The 6,000-nt window shown below is 55.7% G+C and carries 4 protein-coding genes and 1 pseudogene; 3 read left to right on the top strand and 2 right to left on the bottom strand.

What is annotated here, in order from left to right; translation table 11 throughout:
* Nucleotides 1-335, top strand: a pseudogene (locus JWR17_RS06700) (RNA pyrophosphohydrolase); the annotation flags it as partial.
* A gap of 22 nt (nucleotides 336-357) precedes the next feature.
* Nucleotides 358-2,640, top strand: coding sequence for a phosphoenolpyruvate--protein phosphotransferase (gene ptsP, locus JWR17_RS06695; RefSeq protein WP_299829558.1), 2,283 nt, complete (start codon nucleotides 358-360; stop codon nucleotides 2,638-2,640).
* 69 nt (nucleotides 2,641-2,709) lie between these two features.
* On the opposite strand, the gene purU is transcribed toward ptsP, so the two are convergent.
* Nucleotides 2,710-3,561: a formyltetrahydrofolate deformylase gene (purU, locus tag JWR17_RS06690; RefSeq protein WP_299829556.1), complete on the bottom strand. Its 852-nt coding sequence runs from the start codon at nucleotides 3,559-3,561 to the stop codon at nucleotides 2,710-2,712.
* Between the two features lie 361 nt (nucleotides 3,562-3,922).
* On the opposite strand from purU, the gene mvaT reads away from it, so the two are divergent.
* On the top strand, nucleotides 3,923-4,306 hold the full coding sequence (gene mvaT / locus JWR17_RS06685) for a histone-like nucleoid-structuring protein MvaT (RefSeq protein WP_299829554.1): 384 nt from the start codon (nucleotides 3,923-3,925) through the stop codon (nucleotides 4,304-4,306).
* Nucleotides 4,307-4,411: 105 nt separating this feature from the next.
* On the opposite strand, the gene sbcB is transcribed toward mvaT, so the two are convergent.
* Nucleotides 4,412-5,842: an exodeoxyribonuclease I gene (gene sbcB / locus JWR17_RS06680; protein WP_299829552.1), complete on the bottom strand. Its 1,431-nt coding sequence runs from the start codon at nucleotides 5,840-5,842 to the stop codon at nucleotides 4,412-4,414.
* Nucleotides 5,843-6,000: the final 158 nt, after the last annotated feature.

Raw genomic sequence — 6,000 nt, 5'->3', positions numbered from 1 at the left:
CTTTGTATCGCGAATTGAACGAAGAAGTTGGGCTGGAACGTCAATATGTTTAAATTCTCGACTGCACCCGGGGATGGTTGCGTTATCGATTTACGCATCGTTTGGTCAGGACCCACAGCCAACCGCTGTTCATCGGCCAAAAACAAAAATGGTTTCTCCTGCGCCTGATCTCCAACGAGCAGCGGGTGCGGATGGATTTGACCGGTAAACCGGAGTTTGATGGCTGGCGTTGGGTCAGTTATTGGTATCCGTTGGGTCAGGTTGTGACATTCAAGCGCGAGGTTTACAGACGCGCCCTTAAAGAGCTTGCACCGCGCCTGTTGGCGCGCGACTGACTACGGAGTTCGACCCCGAGCCATGCTCAATACGCTGCGCAAGATCGTCCAGGAAGTTAACTCCGCCAAGGATCTCAAGGCGGCGTTGGGGATTATTGTGTTACGCGTCAAAGAGGCCATGGGCAGCCAGGTCTGCTCGGTCTATTTGCTCGACCCAGAATCCAACCGCTTTGTGTTGATGGCTACCGAGGGCCTGAACAAGCGTTCCATTGGCAAGGTCAGCATGGCGCCGAACGAAGGTTTAGTCGGTCTCGTGGGTACCCGCGAAGAACCACTGAACCTCGAAAACGCTGCTGACCACCCCCGTTACCGCTACTTTGCCGAGACCGGCGAAGAGCGTTATGCGTCGTTTTTGGGCGCGCCAATCATCCACCATCGTCGTGTGGTCGGGGTGTTGGTCATTCAACAAAAAGAGCGCCGCCAGTTCGACGAGGGCGAAGAAGCCTTCCTTGTGACCATGAGCGCTCAGTTGGCGGGGGTTATCGCCCACGCTGAAGCCACGGGCTCGATTCGTGGCCTGGGTCGTCAAGGCAAAGGCATTCAAGAAGCCAAGTTCGTCGGTGTGCCGGGTTCGCCGGGTGCTGCTGTCGGTACGGCCGTGGTCATGTTGCCGCCAGCTGATCTGGAGGTCGTGCCCGACAAGTCTGTCAGTGACATCAAGGCTGAGCTAGCGCTGTTCCAAAATGCACTGGAAGGCGTGCGCGGTGACATGCGCTCGCTGTCGGCGAAACTCGCCACCCAGCTGCGCCCCGAAGAGCGGGCGTTGTTTGACGTGTATTTGATGATGCTTGATGACGCTTCGCTGGGCAGTGAAGTGACCAACGTCATCAAAACCGGCCAATGGGCACAAGGCGCGTTGCGTCAGGTGGTCAACGAACACGTCAAACGCTTCGAATTGATGGACGACGCTTACCTGCGTGAGCGCGCTTCCGACGTCAAAGACTTGGGTCGCCGGCTGTTGGCGTACCTGCAGGAAGCACGTCAGCAAACGTTGGTTTACCCCGACAACACCATTTTGGTCAGCGAAGAGCTGTCACCGGCGATGCTGGGCGAAGTGCCCGAGGGCAAGCTGGTTGGCCTGATCTCGGTACTCGGTTCCGGCAACTCCCACGTGGCGATTCTGGCGCGGGCCATGGGTATTCCCACGGTCATGGGCGTGGTCGATCTGCCGTACTCCAAGGTCGACGGCATCCAGCTGATTGTCGACGGCTACCACGGTGAGGTCTACACCAACCCCAGCGATATCTTGTGCAAGCAGTATGCGGAAGTGGTGGAGGAAGAGCGGCAACTGTCACAGGGCCTCGATTCTCTGCGTGAACTGCCGTGCGTAACGCTGGACGGGCATCGTATGCCACTGTGGGTCAACACCGGCCTGCTGGCAGACGTGGCCCGGGCGCAACAGCGTGGTGCCGAAGGGGTGGGTCTGTACCGCACCGAAGTGCCGTTCATGATCAATCAGCGTTTCCCCAGCGAAAAAGAACAACTGGCGATTTATCGCGAACAACTGGCGGCTTTCCATCCGTTGCCGGTCACCATGCGCAGCCTGGACATCGGCGGTGACAAGTCGCTGTCGTACTTCCCGATCAAAGAAGACAACCCGTTCCTCGGCTGGCGTGGGATTCGGGTCACCCTGGACCACCCGGAAATCTTCCTGGTGCAGACCCGCGCCATGCTCAAGGCCAGTGAGGGCTTGAACAACCTGCGGATCCTGCTGCCGATGATCTCCAGCACCCACGAAGTCGAAGAGGCGCTGCACCTTATTCACCGGGCGTGGGGCGAAGTGCGCGACGAAGGTTTCGACGTGCCGATGCCGCCGATTGGGGTAATGGTCGAAGTCCCGGCAGCGGTGTACCAGACGCGTGAACTGGCGCGTCAGGTGGACTTTCTTTCGGTGGGCTCCAACGACTTGACTCAATATCTGCTGGCGGTCGATCGCAACAACCCGCGCGTGGCTGATCTGTACGACTACCTGCACCCGGCGGTGCTGATGGCCCTGCAACATGTCGTGAATGACGCGCATCTGGAAGGCAAACCGGTAAGCATTTGTGGCGAAATGGCCGGTGACCCGGCAGCTGCGGTGCTATTAATGGCGATGGGCTATGACAGCCTGTCGATGAACGCCACCAACTTGCCAAAAGTGAAATGGATGCTGCGCCAGATCAATTTGAGCAAGGCCAAGGAATTGCTGGCCCAGTTGATGACCAACGACAATCCGCAAGTCATCCGCAGCTCGCTGCTACTGGCACTGCGTAACCTCGGCCTGGCCCGGATGATCAATCCGGCGTCGGTGAAGGGGCATGGATAGAGAGGCAATGTCATCTGCAGGAGGTCGCCCTTCGTCCAGACGCCTCGCTGTCGCGCAGCAAACAAATGATTAATCGAACACTACGGTTTTGTTGTCATGCACCAGCACCCGGTCTTCCAAGTGAGAACGGAGACCGCGGGCCAGGACCATTTTTTCAACATCGCGACCGAAGCGAACCATATTTTCAATGCTGTCGCGATGGCTCACGCGAACCACGTCTTGCTCAATGATCGGACCGGCATCAAGCTCTTCGGTGACGTAATGGCACGTCGCGCCGATCAACTTGACGCCCCGCAGCGAGGCTTGGTGATACGGTTTGGCACCCACGAACGACGGCAGAAAGCTGTGGTGGATGTTAATCACTTTATGGGCAAAATCCCGGCACAGTTGCGGCGGCAGGATTTGCATGTACCGCGCCAGCACCACGACGTCGGCTTGGTGATGCTTGACCAAACGGGAGACCTCTGCAAATGCCGGCTCCTTATCGGCGGCGTTTACCGGCACGTGGTAATAAGGGATTTTGTGCCATTCGACCATGCTGCGCAGGTCTTCATGATTGGAGATGACACAGGCAATCTCGCAGTCCAACTCATCGGTGTGCCAGCGGTGTAACAAATCCGCCAGGCAATGGGACTCACGGCTGGCCATCAACACTACGCGCTTCTTCTGCGCCGAATCGGTGATGCGCCAGTCCATGGCGAATTCTTCGGCAATCGGCGCAAAGGCCTCGCGGAATGCGTCAAGTTCAAGGGGCAATGTGTCGGCCCTAATTTCGTGGCGCATAAAAAACCAGCCACTGAGATTGTCCGAATGATGGCTCGCTTCGGTTATCCAGCCGTTATAGGACGCTAAAAAGTTACTCACTTTAGCAACGATGCCAACACGGTCCGGGCAGGCAATCACCAGGCGAAATGTGCGCATGTGGGGAAACTCCAGAACTTCGCAAAGGCCGCCATTCTAGCGATTGCGCGGCAAAACTGCAGTACTCGTCTCCATTTGAATGGAACTGATCGCACAATGGGTCCAACGGATCGAGCGCAAAATCCTGACCACGCCCGATTGAGCACCCTGGCAGTGATTTAAAATGTGCTCGATAGAAACCGCATTAAACGCGGGCTCTTCAGGGGCTGCAGAGAGTTATCTAGTGTTGCGAAAGCAGTAGCGTTAGCCGCTTTTGTTAAATAAATGCACTAAAACTTTTCTTTAATGTTTACTTGATCAAAGTGTCTGACTATTATTGCATCACTGTCTCCCTGCCACCTCACAACATTAGGTAGTCCTCATGTCCCTGATCAACGAATACCGTGCCACAGAAGAAGCCATCAAAGAACTGCAAGCTCGTTTGAAGAATCTGTCCCAAGACGACAAACTGCAAACTGAACTGGAATTTGAAGGTAAACTGCGCACCTTGATGGGCGAATATCAAAAATCGCTGCGCGACATCATTGCACTGTTGGACCCAGAAGCTAAAAGCGGCAAGCTCCCACGTGGCGGTGTTGTTAAGACTACTGGTACCAAGCGCTCACGTAAGGTCAAGCAGTACAAAAACCCGCACAACGGCGAAGTTATTGAAACAAAAGGCGGCAACCACAAGACCTTGAAAGAGTGGAAAGCCAAGTGGGGCGGCGACACCGTAGAAAGCTGGTCGACTACTCTGCAAAGCTAAGCAATAACGTCGTCAGTTATGACGTCTCAAAAACGCCAGCTCGCTGGCGTTTTTTATTGTCTGGATTTCGTTACCAAGTGTATCGACCCCGCGCTAATCAAGGCCTCAGAGCTTGAAGCGCACTTTTAGTTGCTGCGCATAATCTTGCCACTGCCCCAACACCGCAAGCTGCTCCGCTGAAGCACTAACGGAAGAAGTGACCAGCGCCTCGGTAAAACTTTGTAAAGTATTCGGCGCGCCACTCGCCGGGTCTGACAAACGTTTCCTACAAAACGCCTGCCACCGATGTTGCTCGTCGACGGTCAACGTATCGGCAAAGTTTCGTGCCCGGTAGCGGAATAATAACTCGGGGAGCCGAGCGTCATCGAAAGGCCATTCATCACGGGCTAAATGTTCCGGTTCAGCAGTGCGAACTTGGTCGCACAATCGACGATCCCGGTCGCCAAGAAACCCGTCATATAACTGCTGCTCCGGATCTTCACTTGGGCTGAAGTCTTCGCGGCCATAAACCGTTTTCAATTTACCCTGCCATAGTTCCTGCCCCTCGGTTAAGCACTGCACGCGCTGGCGATAGTTCGTCATATCGAGTTGCAAACGCGTTTGGTCTTCGGCGCGTAGCACGCTGAGCGGCGCTACCACCGGGCAGCGATTTATATGCAGCACTTTAAGGGGGACCGGCAACTCACCTTCAAGCAGATCTTCGCGGCGGGTATATAACCGTGCACGCAATGTATCGGCGTCATCCTCAAGCAGCGGCGTAGGGTCTTGGTGCAAGTCACAGACAATAAGCGCGTTGCGATTGTGCGGATGCCATGCCAACGGTAACACCACGCCCAGATAATGACGGGCTGCAGAAAAGCGTCCGGAAATATGCACCAACGGTTGCATCAAGCGGATTTGATCCTGTATCCGTTGTTTGCTGCGCAGTTGAAACAGGTAGTCATACAGTTTCGGCTGTTTCTCACGAACCAAGCGGGCCAAGGCAATAGTGGCACGCACATCGGACAACGCATCATGGGCCTGACCATGGTCGATGCCGTTGGCGGCGGTGAGTCGCTCCAACTTCAACGTCACGCGCCCGTCTTCTTCCGGCCAGACAATGCCTTGCGGACGTAACGCATAGGCCGTCCTCACCACGTCGATCAAATCCCAACGACTGTTGCCTCCTTGCCACTCTCGGGCATAGGGATCGAAGAAATTGCGATAGAGACTGTAGCGTGTGACTTCGTCGTCGAAGCGCAAGGTGTTGTAGCCCGCGCCACAGGTGCCCGGAGCCGATAACTCGGCGTGGACCCGGGTCATGAAGTCAGCTTCGCTCAAGCCCTGTTCGGCCAGACGGCCTGGGGTGATACCGGTAATCACACAGGCAGCAGGGTGAGGCAGAATGTCCTCGCTGGGCTGGCAATAAAGATTGATGGGCGCAGCGATCTCATTGAGCTCGGCGTCGGTGCGGATACCGGCAACCTGAAGCGCGCGATCATTTCGCGGGTTGATACCGGTGGTTTCATAGTCGTACCAAAAGATACTGGAGGTCACGGGCTATTCCTGAACAGAAGACCGACGAAGTGTAGGGCGTGTGGTGCACAAATGGTTAATCGTCAAATTAAGACATAAAACTTTTTTGCCTGAAATTCCCCGCGCTCCTACGCTGGTTTGCAGCGGGTTGAACAGTCTGGTTGCTTCACTGGCCCGCG

It is taken from the genome of Pseudomonas sp. (assembly GCF_028293835.1).
Lineage (GTDB): Bacteria > Pseudomonadota > Gammaproteobacteria > Pseudomonadales > Pseudomonadaceae > Aquipseudomonas.
Note: the sequence above shows the minus strand (reverse complement) of the source record. Positions and strands in the feature narration are given on the sequence as shown.

Excerpts from the sequence above, each read along its gene's own strand:
- ptsP (WP_299829558.1), top strand. The coding sequence starts at position 358 with ATGCTCAATACGCTGCGCAAGATCGTCCAGGAAGTTAACTCCGCCAAG.
- purU (WP_299829556.1), bottom strand. The coding sequence starts at position 3,561 with ATGCGCACATTTCGCCTGGTGATTGCCTGCCCGGACCGTGTTGGCATC.
- mvaT (WP_299829554.1), top strand. The coding sequence starts at position 3,923 with ATGTCCCTGATCAACGAATACCGTGCCACAGAAGAAGCCATCAAAGAA.